The sequence below is a fragment of the Flavobacterium aquidurense genome, from assembly GCF_031458035.1.
Lineage (GTDB): Bacteria > Bacteroidota > Bacteroidia > Flavobacteriales > Flavobacteriaceae > Flavobacterium > Flavobacterium aquidurense_C.
Map to the genome: position 1 here is coordinate 1 of NZ_JAVDXR010000007.1, position 19,460 is coordinate 19,460.

Here is a 19,460-nt window from a genome sequence, read left to right on the forward strand (position 1 = left end):
AATTTTAAAAGCTCTATCGGGGTCATCTTAAATTCTTAGATTGCAAATTTCTCATTTTATTTTGATATTTCCTCCCCAAGATTTGTTCTTGATCCATGTTTTCTTACTGAAGGAACCCATTTTCGCAAATGTTTTTTATAAATTTGCGCTCTGAAATACAGACCCTTAAAAGCAACTAATTTCGACTCAAAACATTGATTATCAATAAAATAACAAACATACACTCCTTTAAAAACAAATTATATTATAACCATAATTAAATACAATGCTTCAAAAAAACAAATCCCAAATTTTATTTTTTATTCTTTTAAATTTATTTTTTTCCATTAATTCATTCTCTCAAAAAAATCTTTACGCCGGAATTGAAATCGGGCGCAGAGCAATAAAAGTTTCAGTATTGGATGTAAATAATATCCGAAAAGCTGATTATGATATTTTGTACTTCGAAACTGAGCGATTTAGTTTTGCCGACCATATTACTGCTAATGGTGAGTTGACTCAGGAAGACATTGACAAAGCTAGTAGTACAGTTGTTGATCAATTGAAAAAAATAAGAACCAAATTTAAGCTGCTCGAGGAAAACATATTTATAGTTGCCGCCCCTGTTTTTGCATCTGCCCGCAATGTTGACGTTTTAAAAAACAAAATCACTTTCTTAACCAAGAAAAACCTTGACATACTTAATGTAAACGAAGAACCTAAAACGCTGGTTAAAGGTGCTATTCCACCGGTAGATTATGCTGATGCTTTCCTGCTTGACATCGGCGCTCAAACCACTAGAGGAGGATATATTGATGAACTTGATGATAACAAATTAGAGTTTGTTCCTTTGGAACTTGATTTCGGTACAATGACTCTTACCGATGCTGTAAAAAAAACGGTTGCTAATCAAAATCAGGTTAATGACATGTCTGTTTATCAGGAAAAATCTTTTGACTTTAATGAAATTCTGCGCAAGAAGATCAAAGATTTACTTGACAAAAATCCTAAATTATTAAAAAAAGACAAGATGTATTTATCTGGCGGAGCTGTATGGGCGTTTGCAACCTTGTATTATAATGATAATGTTAAAGAGCATTATATTTCTTTAAGTATGGAAGATGTTCTAAATTATGATGCAATTCTGAAAAATAATTTTACCAAGTTTAGTAACCTGGCAAAAACCAATACAGAAGCAGCAAGAGTTTTAAGCACTTACGATCAGAAATACCTCATTTCAGCAAATAACATATTAGCGAGCTGTCTTGAAAGCATTCCAAATTTAGAGACAAAGAAAATATACTTTGTAAAAGATGGACAAACAATCTGGCTTATTTCACATATTGCAGATCGTTCTAAAAAAGTAAATACTAATTTCTAAATTTTTTACAATCTATTCGGTAGCGTTTCGCCTGAAAAATGAAAATTAAGAATACTCCATAAAAAAGCCTGAAAGATAGATCTTTCAGGCTTTTTTATATGATTGCTTCAATTATTTTGTAAAATTTGTTGAGCCTTTTGAAAAATTAAGCACTTCTATTTTAGATAAATCAGCATTGAATTCAACAAAACTAGCGGGAAATCCAGGCTTTATTTTACCGAATTTATTTTCTAAACCAATTGCCTTTGCAACATTTGAAGTCGCCATTCTAATCGCTTCATCAACTGAAACATCTAAATGATTATAAGCATTTTGTACTGCTTCCTGCATAGAAATTGTTGCTCCGGCCAAATTACCATCACCATTTCTATAAAAACCATTATCCAGATGCGCGTCAAAATTATCCCAATTAAAATTAGCCACTTTTCTACCTAAAAAGGTAGCATCACTAATCAAAAAGAACTTCTCTTTTTTTAATTTATAGGCCAACTTTGCTGCTGCATAATCACAATGTGCACCATCTAAAATAATAGGTGTAAATACATTTTCATTTTCAAAGCATGCGCCCACTAAACCGGGTTCACGATGACCAAACTGAGTCATCGCATTAAATAAATGCGTTACTAGTTTTATACCTTTTGAAAAATAAACCTGTGCTTCTTTATAGGTAACCGTTGAATGCCCGACTGAAATTACAATGCCACTTTCTAATAACATATTGAGTTGTTCGTCTGTAAAACATTCGGGGGCAATTGTAATAACTTTTATGACATCTTTTCCATGGCGAATTATCTCTTCAAGCTCAGCATTTGTTGGTTTACGAACCTGATGAATACTATGTGCGCCACGTTTTAAAGGATTTAAAAAAGGCCCCTCTAAATGCATTCCGATTACACCGTTATCATATTTTTCTCTGTAATTTCGAACAGCTTCAATTCCTTGAAGAATTGTTTCTTTAGAAGAAGAGATTAAACACGGAAGCACTTGTGTTGTACCATACTTGAGACTCGAATCATATATATCCTGAATGGTTTCTTCGGTTGGAGTTTGGCTAAAATAGAATTTTTCTCCACCGTTTATTTGAATATCTATAAAACCTGCCGCAACATGTTTTCCTTGTAAATCAATTGTTTCAATATCAGTTGGAATCTCTTTTTGAACGGAAAGAATAATTCCATTTTTTATAATGATGGCTCCGTTATCAATTATTTCGTCTCCAGTATGTATAGTAGCATTGATAATTGCTTTTTCCATTTTGTATAATTTTATTTTTTAATCAATTCCGATGTTTTATTTTTCCTTGTAAATCAGATATTGCTTTCTCATTTTTTTAAAGTTTTTCAAACCTTCTTTCCAGCTGTTTCTAATTTCGTCTTCTGAAACTCCTGCTTCAATTTGCTGCTGTAATTGTTCACTTCCGGCTCTGATTGAAAATTTTCTTTTATCAAAAAATTTTGATTTATCAGCCGTTGTCTGATAGGCTTTTATCAGCCATTTTATTTCCAATTTATTAATCCTCGGAATTGCTGATAAATCTTCTCCATTACATTCTACTCCATTGTATAACGGATCTTTATCTCCGAAATTAGGTTTCGGCGTAAATACAAAATTGCTTTTTGGCAAATAAGGAGAACCATAAATCTGGAATTGTTTTTCCGTTCCGCGCCCCATACTTACATTCGTTCCTTCAAAAAGGCATAAACTCACATATAAATTTATTGACTGGTCGTTTGGCAAGTTTGGAGAAGGTCGAACTGGCAAACTATATGTCATATTTCTGGTGTAATTCAAACACGGAATAACAGTCAGTTTGCACTGAATTCCATCTTTCAGCCATTTTTGTCCATTGATCATTTTAGCTTCTTCGCCCAAAGTCATTCCATGAAGCAACGGCGTTGGATGCATGCCTATGCCGCTTTTAAAAGCAATATCTAAAACTGGTCCGTCAATAATTCCAATATTTGGATTTGGGCGATCCAGAACAATTAACGGAATATTATTTTCTGCGCAAGATTCCATTATTCTGTGCATGGTCGAAACGTACGTATACAATCTTGTTCCAACATCCTGCAAATCAAAAACCATGATATCAATGCCTTTCAATTGTTCAGGAGTTGGTTTGTTGTTTTTTCCATAAAGTGAAGCAATTGAAAGGCCCGTTTTTGCATCGATTTCATCAGAAACCTTTTCACCGGCATCAGCAGTACCACGAAAACCGTGTTCTGGCGCAAAAATGGTTTTTATCTTTACTTTATTTTGGGCCAAAAAATCAACTAAATGCGTTTTCCCGTCAATAATTCCGGTCTGGTTGGTTACAACTCCAATGGTTTTACCTTCGAGTAAAGGCAAATAGGCAGTGTAATTTTCTGCTCCGGTTTTTATCTTTTGCGCAAAAGATAATGTCGAAATTAGGACGCAAATTAAGGTTAGTTTTTTTTTCATAGCTTTTTTGTTTTTTTTGCCACAGATTATAAGATTAAAAAGATTTTTTTGGTTAGCCACAAATTTACTTCTTCCTTTCGCCATCGCTCGGGTCACGAATTTTCGCGAATTAAAGCTTTGACAAAGTTTTGAACTTTGTCAAAGCTGAAAACAAGCGGTAAATAAAAATTCGTGAAAATTCGTGCAATTCGTGCAATTCGTGGCTAAAAAATCTTTTTAATCTTATAATCCGTGGCTAACTTTTTAAGTTTCTCATTTATTAATTTGCTTCCAAATTTTAGCAGAGAAATCATCCTTATACATTAATCTGTTGGTTCTTGTTGGATTTACACGATTGGTCAGAATAATCAAAAATCTGTTGTCATCTGGGTTTAAAAAGAAAAAAGTTCCTGTAAAACCGGTATGTCCGAAATCATTTTCTTTATAAAACTCATCTGGTTTTCGTTTGTCAAAACCAAGACCACGATAAATCCCCTCTTTAACCAATGGCGATTCTGTAAACGCTGCCACCACCTTTGCTTTCAAAATTTGTTTTCCGTGATATTTTCCATTGTTCAATAACATTTGGCAAATTACAGAGATCGATTCTGCATTGGCAAACAAACCTGCATTTCCCGAAACGCCTCCTAAAATAGCCGCAGATTCATCGTGAACATAACCCTGAATCGTATCTTTTCTGAAAAAATTATCAATTTCAGTTGGCATCACATTTTCCTTCGAAGTCCATTTTAACGGATTGTATCCAATTTTTGAAATGCCTAATTCTGTATAAATTTCTTTTGCTAACTGATCGAGTTTTTTACCTGTTTTTGTTTCGATCATTTGCTGTACCAGCATCAAATTCAAATCACTGTACACATATTTTCCTCGAGTGTTTGTGTTTGCCGTAGCAATTCTATCATAAACCGTTTTATAAAATTCGGGATTTAACCACATATTTTTATAAACCTGAACATAATTGTCTTTAGGTTCAAAAGATAGGTACTTCGGATCATAAATAATGTTCTTGTTTACATACATATTGTCAAACGACTCAGCATAAACATCCGATTTTTCATTACTTAACAAAGGTGATCCATCAGGCGTAGACAGCATACTTTGGTAAAAAGTGATACTGGCTTTTAGCCCCGAAGTATGTGTCAATAATTCAAAAAGCGTTAAATCGGCGATTGCTGTGTTTTTGTACATTGAGACTACATCGCCCACTTTCTCCTCCAATTTTATTTTCTTGTCGCCAACCAAACGCATGGTCACAAGTGTTGCTCCTAAAACTTTAGACATAGAAGCCAGATCGTAAACATCATCTGACTTTACGGGTTGTTTTTTGGAATAATCATGGAAACCATAATTTTTCGAAATGAAAACAGCGTCCTTGCTTCCCACAATAATCTGAGCTCCCGGAAAAAATCCTTTTTCTAGTGCGTTGTTCATCATCGAATCGATGTAAACTTCATTACGTTTTTCATCAAAGGCTTTTTGTGAATTTTTCTGGGCATTACAGTTTATTCCAAAAAGAATTAAAAAAACAAATCCGAGTCTAATTACTATATTCTTCATATTTTTAAGGGTTAATTCTTAAATCCTGAGCAGCCATCAAAAGTTCGTTATTTGTTCCTTTGATCATAATTCGGACTGCTTTTACAGGTTGTTTTGGGTAAATTGAAGCATTTCCGTAATCGAAACTATCTCCTTTTTCAAAATCAATTCCGTTATAAGAATACTCCACATAACCATCATTAACTATAAATCTCGGGTGATGCGGAATTCCTGTCAAAACATCAATTTTGGAAGAAGTTACAGGATTTGTGAAAGTATACAAAATCCAGTCTCCATCGACACACGGAACATCGGTGCGCAAATACGTTTCGGCGTTATAATCTTCTAGTTTCGAAATTGGAAATTTCGGATTTTCAGCCATAGAAGAAGTCACTTTTACTTCCGGTTCCTGATAAGGCGAACAATTGAAATTCACTTTTGCCGAAGAGGCGGTTGCTTCTTTGTTTTCGACTTTGAAATCTAAGCGATAGGTGTTTTTCTCATTATAATTTTCAATCACAAATCTCAAGCGAGGTTTTGCTTTTAAAGTTCTTTCTTCAGCATACGTCTGAATCAATTTGTCATTTTCATAAAGAGAAACTTCTCTAATTATTCCATTTGCAGTTCCGTCTTCTGTTGGAGTAAAAGTTAAATACCAGATTCCGTTTTTATCTACATTTTCAGAAATATTTTCTGAGATATTCACAGTTTCAGCTTTAGAAGTATTCCAGTTTGCAACCGGCAATTTCTCCGCTTTTACTGCAGGGCTTGCTGATTCTTCGTTGAAAAAAGTACGGAATTGATATTGCTCGTACTCTTTTGTCTGAATCGGATTTGTGTACAATGGCGATTGTCTTGTAGGCTCATTTCCGTTCGCGTCATAGCGTACCACTGCTCCTGCATAAGGCGGAGTTACCGTAATACTTCCGTTTTTATAAAGTGCTGTTGGTGGAAAATCCCTAAAAGCAATTCCCATATTTGCCAGACGCTGTAAATGACTGTTGGTTAATCTTGCGTAAAAATCATCCCAGTTTTTGTCCTCTTTTTTAGACCATCCAATTTCTGATAAAGCGCTAATTCTTGGGTAACTTTGATATTCTACAAAACGTGTCGGACGATCTAAATATTCGCTCCACAAACCTCCCTGAACGCCTTTTATCAGTTTTTGCTGCTCTGGTGTTAAATCGTCATTCGGAACTGGTTCAAACGAATACGCTCTTTTTGTATCGGTAATTGCAGCCCATCTGTGACCGCGCTCATTTTCAGATTGTGCCATATCAAAATAAAGATATTGCCCCGGCATCATGATCGTTGAATAACCTTTTTTAACCGATTCTATTCCGTAACTAATTCCCTGCCAGGCAAAAATCTGGGTATTTGGACTCACATCTCCACCTTTCATAATTTCATTCCAACCAGCTGTTTTTCGGTTGTATTTTTCTACGATTTTTTCAACTCTTTTAAAGAAATAATTCTGAAGCTGAAACGTATCTGTATAACCTTCTTTTTCCATCAAAGCTTTACATTTCGGGCAATGTTCCCAATTCGCTCTGTTCACTTCATCACCAGCCACATGAATGTATTCAAACGGAAACATTTCGGTAAATTCTCTAATGATAGAATCCAAAATCTGATAGTTTTCTTCACGTCCTACACACCAAACATTTTTTACTTCTCCCTGAACACTTTTGGTTTCCTGAGTGGTAACGCAGCCAATTTCCGGATACGATGCGGTTATGGCACGCGAGTGTCCCGGGATTTCAATTTCAGGCATGATGGAAATTCCGCGAGCTGAGGCATAAGCCACAACTTCCTTAATATCTTTTTGGGTATAAAAACCGCCATAACGTTTGTTTCCTGATCCGTATGATGGCAATAAAACTTCGCCCGGCCCTCTCCATGCTCCTTTTGCAGTCAAATCTGGCATTGATTTAATCTCAACTCGCCAGCCATTATCGTCTGTAAGATGCCAATGGAAAACATTCATTTTATGCGCCGCCAGCCAGTCGATATAATTTTCTACCGTTGGTTTATCAAAAAACTGTCTGGAACAATCGAGCATCATTCCGCGCCATTCAAAACGAGGATAATCTTCTATTTTCACAAATGGAACTGTTCCTTTTTTAACCTCTTTTGCAGTGCAAATCTGAATCAGGGTTTGAAAACCATTCAAAACTCCGTTTACAGATTTTCCTTTTACAGCAATTCCTTTTTTAGTGACTGTCAATTTATAACCGTCATTTGGAAGACTCATTTTTTCATCTACCAAAAAAGAAATCGTATTTTTTTTATGGGATTTTCCAATAGAAACGATCGGATTGATTCCTGTATTTTTTAAAAGATTTGCTTTTATATAATCGGAACTTAACTGTACTTTTTTATCAATTACAATTTGTACCGATGAAGGAATTACAAATACGCCTTCTTTCTGTTCTACTTTTACTGGTTTTGGAATAATGTCCAGTTTTTGAGCCTGCGAAATATTGACGCAACTCAGAAAAATGGCTATTAAGAGAATACTTTTTCTCATTTTTTTATGGCTTTTATTTTGTTGTAAATGGTATTGGAGTGCTTTCCGTCTGAGTTTGGCTCAAGGCCGAAATAGCATAGATATAGTTTTCAAAATTAGGATTTGGAACTTCTAATTTTGTTGCAGTTGTGACGTAATAAATGTTTTCAGCATTGGAGAAATCAGTTATTTTTCCTTTCGGAAATCTGTAGATGACAAATTTCTTGTCGTTCAATCCTGCTTTCCATGTCAAAATTTCTGAACCTCCTTTTTTCGAAGCTACAGCATTTGTTGGCGGCAGTGCTTTTATTCTTGTGATTCTGTTGGCTTCGGGAGTTAGGGCAATAAATTTATATTCTTTATCCATTAAAGGTTTTCGAAGTGTATCGCCTTTTTTCAGAAAATTATTCGCCGTAAAATGCATTGAACCATCTATTTGAGGCATCGTACGGATCATTTCTATTTGCTTCACAATTTGATCGGCACTTCTCCACTCCGGTTCTTTCGCAGTGCTCGAAATTTTGTAATCACCATGTCCGATGTAAACATTTGCACCAAATTTGTGTGCCGCCCACCATTTTGCCAAAACTTCAAAATTTGCTCTGTCAAAACCAATGTGCCAATACAATTGCGGCGTAACATAATCGATCCAGTTTTCTTTTTGCCACTTTAAAATATTGGCATACAAATCGTCATAATTTGTAGCACCGGCAACGGTTTTTGAACCATCTGAATCTTTGGCAATATTGCGCCACACTCCAAAAGGCGAAATTCCGAATTCGACTTCAGGCTTATTGGCGATTATTGTATCTCGTATTTGTTTGATAATCAAATCGACATTGTCTCTTCTCCAATCGTCTTTGTCTTTAAACTGTCGTGGTTCTTTGGCGAAAGCCTTATCATCAGGAAATTCTTGTCCTGCAATTTTATACGGATAAAAATAATCGTCCATATGTATCGCCTGAACATCATAATTTCGAACAATTTCACCTACCACAGACGAAACAAAATCTCTGGTTTCTTTATACCCCGGATTAAAATATCTTGATTTTCCGTAGGTTAGAAACAGCTCCGGCTTCTTAAAAAATAAATGATTTTTAGAAAGGACTTCTTTCGTAGTATCTTTTTGTACACGATACGGATTTAGCCAGACATGAACGTTCATCCCTCTTTTTCCGGCTTCATCAATCATTAATTGTAAAGGATCAAAACCGGGAGCAACACCTTGAGTTCCTGTTATCCAGTGCGATGCAGGTTCTTTTGTAGATTTGTAATAAGCATCTGCCGTAGGGCGAACCTGAAAAACAACAGTGTTTAAATTATAAGATCGTAAATTATCCAAAATCGCAATCATTTCGGCTTTCATTTCTTTGTCTGACAATCCTGGTTTTGACGGCCAGTCGATATTGTCAACAGTTGATATCCAAGCCGCACGCATTTCTCTTTTTGGAGATTGCTGGCTAAAAATATTGGTTTGAATCAACAATACCAGTAGTACAATTTTTAAGCTTTTCATGATTTATATTTTAAAATTATTTATAATCTTAATTCAGAATTAGACGCACTGCTGTACGCCTCTACGATAAAACCTTTGCCTCCTTTGCATGTGTGAGACGCACTGCTGTGCGCCTCTACGAAAACCTTTGCTTCCTCTGAACCTTTTCTGCATGCATTAGAAGCACTACTGTCCGCCTCTACGAAAACCTTTGTCCCTTTGAACCTCTGCCTCTTTGTACCTTCAAAAAAACCCTATTTAAGGCAATCTCTCAAAATCGTAACCGGATGCATCGCTTTTCTGTTCGTTCCGTCAAAAATCTGGTGACGACAGCTTGTTCCTGCAGCAGCAATTGCCGTTGTAGATTCGGTTGCACGAATTTTTGGAAACAAGGTATCTTCACCCATTTGCATGCTGATTTCGTAATGCTCTTTTTCGTAGCCAAATGAACCCGCCATACCACAACAACCTGAATTATAAATGGTAACAGAACTATTTTTTGGTACATTCAGCATGGCAAATGAAGCTTCGACGCTGCTCAAAGACTTTTGATGACAATGTCCGTGAATTTTTATTGTTTTTTCTACATCGGAGAATTGTCCAGCATGTATCTTTCCTTTTGTTATTTCTCTTTTGAAAAACTCTTCTACTGTAAAAGTATTTTTAGATAATTTTTCGGCACTTTCTTTGTCTTTTGCCAATCGGATATATTCGTCCCTGAAAGTTAATATAGCAGATGGTTCTATTCCGATCAAAGGCAAATCTTCAGAAATTAAAGCTGCAAAAATAGTCACGTTCTTGTTGGCAATTTCCTGTGCTTCTTCCAGAAAACCTTTTGATATAAAGGCTCTTCCGCTTTCTTCATGTTCTGCAATAATTACTTCATAACCTAAACCTGTCAGCAATTCGTAGGCATCAATCCCGACAGCGACATCATAATAATTGGTAAATTCATCACAAAAAAGATAGACTTTTCCGTTTTTAAAAGAATTGATTTCGGCTGACTTTTTATTCTTTTCGTACCATTTTCTAAAAGTCATCGGAGCCAATAACGGAACTTGTCTTTTAGGCGCAATTCCCATACTTTTCTTGACCAAAGATAAATTGGAAACAAAATTTGTCATCGACGGTGCGATACTTCCGAGCTTATTTAATTTTGAATTGAAAGCAAATATTTTACTTCTAACAGAAAATCCGTTGGCTTTTTGATACTGATATAAAAACTCCGATTTTAAAGTCGCAACATCTACATTGCTTGGGCATTCGCTCGCGCAGGCTTTACAGCTCACGCATAAATCAAATACTTTGTATAATTCTTCGTGATCGAATTTGTTCTCTTTTTCTGAGTGTGTCAGATATTCTCTTAAAGCGTTGGCTCTGGCACGTGTGGTATCTTTTTCATTTCGGGTCGCACGGTAACTCGGACACAAAGTTCCCCCTGCGGAAGGTGCTTTACGGCAATCACCTGAACCATTACATTTTTCGGCAGCACGCAAAATCCCTAAACTATCAGAAAAATCCTGAATGGTTTTGATATCCGGTTCTGCTCTTCCCGCTTCAAAACGAAGATTTTCATCCATTTTAGAAGCATTTACAATTTTCCCGACATTCAAAATGGTATTCGGATCAAATGCTTTCTTTATTCGTTTCAGCAATTCATAATTTTTATCCCCAATCATAAAAGGTAGAAACTCTCCGCGTAAAATTCCGTCGCCATGTTCACCGCTTAACGAACCTCTGTATTTTTTTACCAAATGAGCCACTTCCGTGGATATGTTTCTAAACTGGTGTAATCCTTCTTTTGTTTTTAAATTTATCTTTGGGCGTAGATGCAATTCTCCGGCTCCGGCATGCGCGTAATAAATGGCACTTTGTCCGTGTCTTTCCATCATTGCAGCAAAATCGGCAATATAATTGGGTAAATCACTTAATTCAACCGCCGTATCTTCAATAGAATCAGCTGCTTTATCATCGCCAACGATACTTCCTAAAAGTCCGAGACCTGCTTTTCGCAATTCATTTATTTTATCAATATCAGAGCCATAGATTTTAGGCAAAGCATACCCAAAATTATTCTTCTGTAGATCTTTAATCAAAGCATCTGCCTGCATTTCGGCATCTTCCATACTATAGTGCGAACCAACTTCGAGCATGATAACTGCTTTTGGTTCTCCCTGAATAAAAAACCTGTTTTTGGCCTGTTCCCGATTGGTTTTGGTACAATCTAAAATGGTGTCGTCCATCATTTCGCACGTATACAAATGATGTTTCATTGCAGTAACGACAGCTTCTAAACTTTCCTGAATGGTATGGAAATGAGCGACAACCATCACATTATTTGTGGGTGGTAAGTCGTCTACTTTTAGTGTGATTTCTGTGGTGAAGGCAAGAGTTCCTTCGCTTCCGCAAAGTAGTTTTCCTAAGTTTATGGTATTTTCTGTTCCCGAAAACAGATCCGATTTTAATAATAAATCAATTGCATAACCTGTATTTCTTCTGTGGATTTCAGGTTTCGGAAATTCTTTTACAATCTCTTCCTGATTTTCTTTATTTGAAAGTTCGTCGTAAATGGTTTTGTAGATTTTACTTTCCAGGGAATCGCCTTTTGTTTTCTCCAGAAATTCCTCCGAAGTCATTTCTTTAAAAACTACAATACTTCCGTCACTTAAAACCGCTTTTATTTCGACAATTTTATCGCGGGTAACTCCGTATCGTATTGATGTTGTGCCCGAGGAATTATTCCCTACCATTCCTCCAATCATACATCTATTTGTAGTCGAAGTATTTGGTCCGAAAAATAAACCGTGTGGTTTTAAATACAAATTCAGTTCATCCCGAATTACGCCGGGCTGAACTGTTATAGTTTTCTTTACAGCGTCAAAAGCAATAATTTTGGTGAAATGTTTTGAGACATCGACAATTATTCCGTTTCCGACGGTTTGCCCTGCCAATGAAGTTCCGGCTGTTCTGGGCGTTATTGAAATTTTATTTTGTGACGCAAAGCGAATAATCTTCACAATATCTTCTTCTGATTTTGGAATAGCAACAGCTTGCGGAATAATTCTATAGGCAGAAGCATCAGTCGCATACAATTTTTTATGAAGTTCATCGTAAAAAAGAGTTCCTTCTAATGCATCAGATAATTGCTGAAATGAAAGAGAATCGGGCATTTAATTTCTTATTGATATTTTTTATTTTATAAGTTAAATCTTTTTTAGAAGTTTAAATTTAAACCAGACAGATTAAAAACCTGCCTGGCTTACTAACTAACATTTAAACTTATTCCAGATCTATAGTAATTGAAACGTATAAAGTTTCAATCTTTCGGCCAATCCTAATCTATGATAGAAATGGGCTGTATTTTTATAACAGATGAATCTATAACAAAAGCAGAATAATCACGATCCAAAGGATCCGACATACTGTCATTGTTACAATTACTGTCCGTTGCTTTTAAAATTGATTTTTTCGTCTTTTTGAAAAGCCAAACGATAGCTTTATTTTTTATTTTTTTTATGCTGATATAACCGTCAATAAAAAATCGGTTGAATTCAGACACAGAAAATAAACCTAATATAAAGGTTGCACTAGAATTGTTTTTTAAAAATGTAACAGGTATTTCTGAAGTTATTTCCTCTTGACTTTCGAGAATAACATTATGATTTTTTTCAAATCGGCTCTCTTCCATCCCGAAGGTTCGGCATCCATCAATATCATAAGTCAGAGAAGTAGTGGTTTTCATAATATATTCGATTAGTTAAATTTTTGGTTTAACAAATATATACAAAAAACAAAACGATTTCATTATTTTGCGTTTTTTAACAAAATTAAATTTAAAACACGTAAAATAACGCAAAAAATATTAGCCGAGTTTCATTTACAGGATAAAAACGCCCGATTTTCTATATTCTTCCAGCAACAGATCTTCCGGATCTAAATTGGTAACAATAGTATCCAACTGACTTAATTCACAAACTACATGCGGCATTTTTGTATTTAATTTATCAGAAGAAAACATCGAAACCACTCTATCAGAAGCCTCTATCATTGCTTTTTTCACAATAGAAATCTCATATCCAATTTCAGTAAGACCTTGTTTGATATTAATACTGCTGGCTCCAATAAAACAAATATCTGCTTTAATCTTTGATACGACCTGAATCACATCCATACCAATGGTAACCATTGCGTTTTTCTGCATTTTTCCACCAATAAATATCAAATCAATATTAGGATGCTGAGATAATTGCATTGCTATAGGCAGACTATACGTATATATTGTAGCTTTTAAATTTGACGGAATTAGCTTTGCAAACACAAGATTAGTGCTACCTCCGCTCATAATAATTACCTGCCCGTCATGCAATAAAGACAACGCTTTTGTTACAATTTGCTTCTTTTCATCTTCAGCATTTATATCAATATTGAACACATCGGCTGATTTTTCAGTGATTTGAATAGCACCTCCATAAACTTTCTCAAGCAGTTTCTTTCTATCTAATTCATTCAAATCCCTTCTTATTGTATCTTCTGACAAATCTAAAGCCAGAGCCAAATCTGTTGTAACAACTTTTTGGTTTTCAATAAGTTTAGACATTATATATCTATGTCTTTCCGCTTTTAGCATTCCTGTTAAAATTTAAAATTCTGCACAAATATATCAAATTAATCTATTCACAAACACTTGTGTTAAATGTATCTGCAATAGTTTGCGTTTTAGTGACTTTTGTCACACAACAGGATGAATCACTAATCAAAATATGCAGGAGTTTGCATTATTCAAGTAAATTTTTGAAAAAAAATACAAAATATTGCATTTATATGCAATAAATAAATATATTTGCTCAACAACCATTTTAAAAAACCAAATAATTATGAAAAAATTATTCCTTATTTCATTATTGGTTTTGTTCATTCAAGCATCATTTGGGCAAACAAAAACAATTTCTGGAACTGTAAAAAACAAAGCCGACGGGTTTCCTATACCTGGAGTTAGTGTCCTTGTTCAGGGAACTAAAAACGGTACTACAACTGATTTTGACGGAAATTTCAGCATCAATGTAGCACAAGGGCAAAGTTTAACATTTAGCTATATGGGTTTTGAATCCAAAGTAGTTAAAGTTGAGGGGCAACAAAAAATTACTGTCGATCTTTCTGAAAGCACTTCAAAATTAGATGAAGTTGTAGTGGTAGGATTTGCTTCTCAGAAAAAAACAAATTTAACGGGTGCAGTTGCGTCTATTGATGTTGCTAAAACAATTGGCAGCAGACCTCTAACAGATGTTAGTAAAGCATTGCAGGGAACAACTCCTGGAGTTAACGTTAGTTTCAACTCTGGAAACATTAACCGTGCGGCGACTATTAATATACGTGGAGCCGGCACTATTAATGGTTCTGACGCTCCTTTAATATTAGTTGACGGGGTTCCAACAGATTTATCTCTTATCAACCCTAATGATATTGCAACGATGTCTGTACTTAAAGATGCGGCTTCTGCCTCTATTTATGGTGCTCGTGCAGCATTTGGAGTTGTATTAATTACTACTAAAGGCGGAAAAACAGGTGAAGGAAAAGTTAGATTCTCTTATAGTGGAAACACCGCTTTTACGAATCCAATTTCTACTTTAAAATTCCTGGATCCAACAGAGGAAATTCCAGGCTTAATCTTAGCAGGAACACGTACTGATGGTTCTACACCAGAGATTTTTGGTCAAAACTATAGCGTTTTACTTGACGGAATCAAAAACTGGAAAGCAAAATACGGAAACAGGCCAAGCACTCACGAAATGGTTTATGGAGAAGACTGGGAAATTAAAAATGGTACGCCTTACTTCTATAAAGTTTGGGATGCAAATAAAGAATTGTACGCAAAAGATGCGCTTCAAACAACACACAATCTTTCAGCGCAAGGTAATTTAGGTGACAAAAGTTCTTTCTTCGCATCATTCGCTGTTACTAACCAAGATGGTATGTTAAGAGTAAATCAGGAACAAAGACAAAGAATCAATGTTAACTTAGGATTTACTACAAAATTAGCTGAGTGGCTTACTGGTGATTTCAAAGTAATGTCGATAAACAGTTCTTATGAGCAGCCTTTTAATTATTATGGAGGTTCTGGTACTGATGATACTGGTTATGGAGGTTATTTTGGATATGCACTTCGCTGGGGTCAGTACTTCCCGAATTTTGGAACATACAGAGGGTATAATTTCCGTACTGCAGGAGGATATTTATCTAATGCATCGAAAAATGAAAACACGAATCGCAATACCAGGTTAAGCGCTAAATTTACTGCGGATATTACAAAATCTTTCAATGTAATTACAGAAATAAGCAACGTAACTAACTACGCAAACAGAAAACAAAATGGTGGAAAATTCCAGGCTTGGGATAGCTGGTCTGCTATGCCATATGACGCGACAACTATTCAAACAGCAGTACCTGCAACATTAGAAACAGGAAACGATTTTGTAGGTCAATCGAAATCAGAGTCAACTACAAATGTTGTGAATATCTATGCTAACTATAAAAAACAATTAGACAAGCATAACTTCAAATTCTTGGGAGGTTTCAACTCTGAGTGGAATGAATTCTCTCGTAATTATGCGAGAAGAAATACTTTGTTAGACAAATCAAAACCAGAATTCAATCTTGCTGTAGGAGAACAATTTACAGCGGGAGCAGCAAATACTTCTTTGAATCCAGCTGAAACAACGTATTCAATCGCAGGTTTCTTTGGACGTATCAATTACGATTATAACGGAATTTATTTATTAGAATTAAATGCGCGTTATGATGGTTCTTCAAAATTCCCAACTAACGAACAATGGGGATTCTTCCCTTCTGCTTCTGTAGGATACAAAATTGTTAATGAGAGCTTTATGGAATCTACACGTACTTGGTTAAATGACCTTAAATTGCGTGCTTCTATTGGTTCAATTGGAAATCAAAACGTTGGAAACAATGCTTTCTTATCTTTATTAAATTCTACAAACCCTTCATGGGTAAACAGTGGATCTACTATACCTCCTTCTATGAGTTTACCAACCAATGTTGACCCGGCTTTAACATGGGAAAAAGTGTACACGAAGGATATAGGTATCGATATTAAAATATTTGACATGCTTGGCGCTTCATTTGACTGGTACCAACGTGATACAAAAGGAATGTTGGCTCCGGGAATTACACTTCCGGGTTCATTTGGACAATCTGCTGCTCAGACAAACTCTGGAAACATGAGAACAAGAGGTTGGGAATTGTCATTGAATTTCAACAAAAACTTCAACGAAAATGCTTCTGTATTTGTTGATCTTGCTTTATCAGATTACCAAGCAGTTGTGACAAAATGGAATAATAGCTCAAAATTATTGACCACTTATTATGATGGATATGAAATTGGTCAAATCTGGGGTTTAACCAGCGACAGACTTCTTCAGTCTGATGACGTAATCACAAATAGTGGTAAAACGGTAAATGGTGTTGACTACTCTAAAACAATGCTTGGTAACTTTAAATACGGAGCTGGAGATGTTCATTATGTGGACACAAATGGAGATGGTGCTATCTCTCGTGGAGCAGGAACTGCAGACGATCATGGAGATTTAAGTAAAATTGGAAATTCTACGCCTCGTTATAAATATGGTATTACTTTAGGTGGAAAATATCACGGATTTGATGTTTCGGTTTTCTTTCAGGGAGTTGGCAAACGTGATTATTGGGCTGCTTCTGATGCTGTGTTGCCTTTTTATCGCGCGCCTCAACAAATGTATGCAAATCAGGCAGATTATTGGACACCACAAAATACTGATGCATACTTTCCTAATCCATATTATGGTAGTGAATCAACTGCTTTTGGAGGTAGTACTAATGGTATGAACAACTTCGTAACACAAACAAGATACTTATTAGATATGTCTTATTTCCGTTTGAAAAACTTTAGTCTTGGATATTCTTTACCTTTAGCAATTGTTAAAAAAGCGGGATTAGAAAAAGTAAGATTATATACTTCTGGTGAAAACTTAGTAACATGGGCTGACAAACGTCTTCCTGTTGACCCTGAAATTGATGAAACAGAAGTTTTCTGGGGAAGAGCTTATCCGTATACTAAAACATGGTCTTTTGGTGTTGAGCTGTCTTTCTAATACTAACCATTCAAAACTTTTAAAATGAAAAAATCAAATATAAAATCTAAATTTCTGCTGATGTTTGCTACCGCTGTAGTAGCAATGAATGCAGTTAGCTGTTCTGATTATCTAACAGATGATCCTGCAGATAAATTTACAAACGATAACTTTTGGCAATCAGAAGACAACGTAAAAACTTTTTCGTGGTTGAATTATGATACTTTTTATGGCTACGGAAACGGGACAACAATTGGACTTTCTTTTTTCTATTTCCATGGAAGTGATTACAAAGTAGATGATAACTTATCCGCATATACTTTTTACCAAATGCCAATTACTGCTGCTACAACAAATCAATATTCATGGAATGAGTACTATACACTTATTCGCCGTTGTAATTTGATGCTTGAAAAAGTACCAACCGTTAACATGTCTCCAGACAAAAAGAACCATTATATTGGAGTAGCTAAATTCTTCAGAGCATATACTTATTTCCGTTTAGTGCAAAAAATGGGAGATGTTCCTTACATAGATAAATATTTAGCACAAGGTGATCCTGAAGTTTATGCTCCGGCAATGCCAAGAGCTCAGGTTATGGACAAAGCTATTGCTGAATTGGAAGAAGCTGCTAATTTGATGCTTCCTGTGGATGATAAAAATGCTACCGTAAATAAATACACAGCATACGCAGCTTTAAGTAACGCTTGCATTTATGAGGGAACTTATAGAAAATATCATTTAGGTCAGGATGGAAGCGCTTATTTAAACAAAGCAAAAACAGCTTCATTAGCTATCATGAACAACCCTGCTTACAAATTAAATGCAGACTGGAAAGGACTTTACAATTCAGTTGAATTACTTGGAAATACTGAGGTGATACTTACAAAACGTTATTTAACAAACGTATTGATGCACTCTCTTCAAAACTATACTAACACCTCTACAATTCAATACGGATTGACAAAATGGGCTGCTGATAGTTATGTAACTACAAACGGATTACCAATTCAACAAGCTGGAAACGCTCAATTTACTGGTGATGATAACGTTACAAAAACATTTGCTAACAGAGATCCACGTTTTGCTAAAACGGTTAATCCTGCAAATTACGGATACAAAGGAAAACCTTTTGGTACAGCTGCATTAGTTTCAATGTCAGGATATGTATTCGAATTGTACAACAACCCTGCAACAACAGGACCAGACGTTACAACTGGTGGACGTAATTACACTGATGCTCCGTTATTCACTTTAAGTGAAGTATATTTAAATTATGCTGAAGCTTGTGCTGAACTTGGTACAGCTACAAATAATGATCTTGACATTTCTATCAACAAAGTACGTGCACGTGCAGGAATTGCTCCTTTAACTACTAACGGAACAAGTGCTTCTGCATTAGGTGTAGCAATTAATGACCCAAGAAGAACTGCTGCTTTAGAGCAAATTTCAGGAGTTGTTAGTCCATTGATCTGGGAAGTTCGTCGTGAGCGTCAAATCGAATTCATGAGCTGGACAACATTAAGACAAGCTGACATTTACCGTTGGAAAAAAGGAGATTATTTAGATACTTCTAAAAACCCTGATGTAAACCTTGGAGCCAGAATTGGTACTCCGGTTGGAGGGCAAACTGTAGTTGACGCTAACGGATATGTGAAAATTTATCCAACAAGCACAAGAACTTTCGAAGCGAAACACTATTTAATGAATATCCCAACAAACGATATTGATTTATACAAAGCTCAGGGTGTTGAATTAAAACAAAACCCAGGCTGGTAATTCGGAATTACTAAAAAATAATTGCCCCATAATATTAAAACTACCTCTGGATTTCAATCACTCCAGAGGTAGTATTTAAAAAGTTTTTTCTCTAACCTCAGAGCAAAAACAAAAATACAATGCAATAATACCCCGATCTGAAAAACTCAGATAACCAATTTCTACACTATCCGCACTACATCAATCAAAAAACATCAAAGCAATCAAATAATAATATAA

Annotated in this window: 11 protein-coding genes; 3 read left to right on the forward strand and 8 right to left on the reverse strand. The window is 35.5% G+C overall.

The window, feature by feature from the left end:
* Positions 1 to 265 precede the first annotated feature (265 nt).
* Positions 266 to 1,360, forward strand: a complete 1,095-nt coding sequence (locus J2X17_RS12250) for an exopolyphosphatase (protein ID WP_310298305.1) — start codon at positions 266 to 268, stop codon at positions 1,358 to 1,360.
* A gap of 111 nt (positions 1,361 to 1,471) precedes the next feature.
* On the opposite strand, the gene nagA is transcribed toward J2X17_RS12250, so the two are convergent.
* The 8 genes from nagA to J2X17_RS12290 form a co-directional block, all read right to left on the reverse strand.
* Positions 1,472 to 2,614: an N-acetylglucosamine-6-phosphate deacetylase gene (gene nagA, locus J2X17_RS12255; protein WP_310298308.1), complete on the reverse strand. Its 1,143-nt coding sequence runs from the start codon at positions 2,612 to 2,614 to the stop codon at positions 1,472 to 1,474.
* 36 nt (positions 2,615 to 2,650) lie between these two features.
* On the reverse strand, positions 2,651 to 3,802 hold the full coding sequence (locus J2X17_RS12260) for an exo-beta-N-acetylmuramidase NamZ family protein (protein WP_310298311.1): 1,152 nt from the start codon (positions 3,800 to 3,802) through the stop codon (positions 2,651 to 2,653).
* Positions 3,803 to 4,054: 252 nt separating this feature from the next.
* Positions 4,055 to 5,359, reverse strand: a complete 1,305-nt coding sequence (locus J2X17_RS12265) for a serine hydrolase domain-containing protein (protein WP_310298313.1) — start codon at positions 5,357 to 5,359, stop codon at positions 4,055 to 4,057.
* Between the two features lie 4 nt (positions 5,360 to 5,363).
* Positions 5,364 to 7,868, reverse strand: coding sequence for a beta-N-acetylhexosaminidase (locus J2X17_RS12270; protein WP_310298316.1), 2,505 nt, complete (start codon positions 7,866 to 7,868; stop codon positions 5,364 to 5,366).
* Between the two features lie 13 nt (positions 7,869 to 7,881).
* The gene (locus tag J2X17_RS12275) at positions 7,882 to 9,363 is read right to left on the reverse strand and encodes a glycoside hydrolase family 10-like protein (RefSeq protein ID WP_310298319.1); all 1,482 of its coding nucleotides are present in this window, start codon (positions 9,361 to 9,363) and stop codon (positions 7,882 to 7,884) included.
* Positions 9,364 to 9,596: 233 nt separating this feature from the next.
* On the reverse strand, positions 9,597 to 12,512 hold the full coding sequence (locus J2X17_RS12280) for an FAD-binding and (Fe-S)-binding domain-containing protein (protein WP_310298321.1): 2,916 nt from the start codon (positions 12,510 to 12,512) through the stop codon (positions 9,597 to 9,599).
* 164 nt (positions 12,513 to 12,676) lie between these two features.
* A complete protein-coding gene (locus tag J2X17_RS12285; RefSeq protein WP_310298324.1) occupies positions 12,677 to 13,084 on the reverse strand; it encodes a hypothetical protein in 408 nt (135 codons plus the stop codon).
* 135 nt (positions 13,085 to 13,219) lie between these two features.
* Entirely contained in the window at positions 13,220 to 13,969 is a 750-nt protein-coding gene (locus tag J2X17_RS12290) for a DeoR/GlpR family DNA-binding transcription regulator (protein WP_310298326.1), read from the reverse strand.
* A 247-nt stretch (positions 13,970 to 14,216) separates the two neighbouring features.
* Here J2X17_RS12290 and J2X17_RS12295 point away from each other — a divergent pair, with 247 nt between their 5' ends.
* Complete coding sequence (locus J2X17_RS12295; protein ID WP_310298330.1) at positions 14,217 to 17,483, forward strand: SusC/RagA family TonB-linked outer membrane protein; 3,267 nt, start codon at positions 14,217 to 14,219, stop codon at positions 17,481 to 17,483.
* Positions 17,484 to 17,507: 24 nt separating this feature from the next.
* Positions 17,508 to 19,241, forward strand: a complete 1,734-nt coding sequence (locus J2X17_RS12300) for a RagB/SusD family nutrient uptake outer membrane protein (RefSeq protein WP_310298333.1) — start codon at positions 17,508 to 17,510, stop codon at positions 19,239 to 19,241.
* Positions 19,242 to 19,460: the final 219 nt, after the last annotated feature.

Coding starts and splice junctions, on each gene's coding strand:
- J2X17_RS12250 (WP_310298305.1), top strand. CDS start 266: ATGCTTCAAAAAAACAAATCCCAAATTTTATTTTTTATTCTTTTAAAT.
- nagA (WP_310298308.1), bottom strand. CDS start 2,614: ATGGAAAAAGCAATTATCAATGCTACTATACATACTGGAGACGAAATA.
- J2X17_RS12260 (WP_310298311.1), bottom strand. CDS start 3,802: ATGAAAAAAAAACTAACCTTAATTTGCGTCCTAATTTCGACATTATCT.
- J2X17_RS12265 (WP_310298313.1), bottom strand. CDS start 5,359: ATGAAGAATATAGTAATTAGACTCGGATTTGTTTTTTTAATTCTTTTT.
- J2X17_RS12270 (WP_310298316.1), bottom strand. CDS start 7,868: ATGAGAAAAAGTATTCTCTTAATAGCCATTTTTCTGAGTTGCGTCAAT.
- J2X17_RS12275 (WP_310298319.1), bottom strand. CDS start 9,363: ATGAAAAGCTTAAAAATTGTACTACTGGTATTGTTGATTCAAACCAAT.
- J2X17_RS12280 (WP_310298321.1), bottom strand. CDS start 12,512: ATGCCCGATTCTCTTTCATTTCAGCAATTATCTGATGCATTAGAAGGA.
- J2X17_RS12285 (WP_310298324.1), bottom strand. CDS start 13,084: ATGAAAACCACTACTTCTCTGACTTATGATATTGATGGATGCCGAACC.
- J2X17_RS12290 (WP_310298326.1), bottom strand. CDS start 13,969: ATGCTAAAAGCGGAAAGACATAGATATATAATGTCTAAACTTATTGAA.
- J2X17_RS12295 (WP_310298330.1), top strand. CDS start 14,217: ATGAAAAAATTATTCCTTATTTCATTATTGGTTTTGTTCATTCAAGCA.
- J2X17_RS12300 (WP_310298333.1), top strand. CDS start 17,508: ATGAAAAAATCAAATATAAAATCTAAATTTCTGCTGATGTTTGCTACC.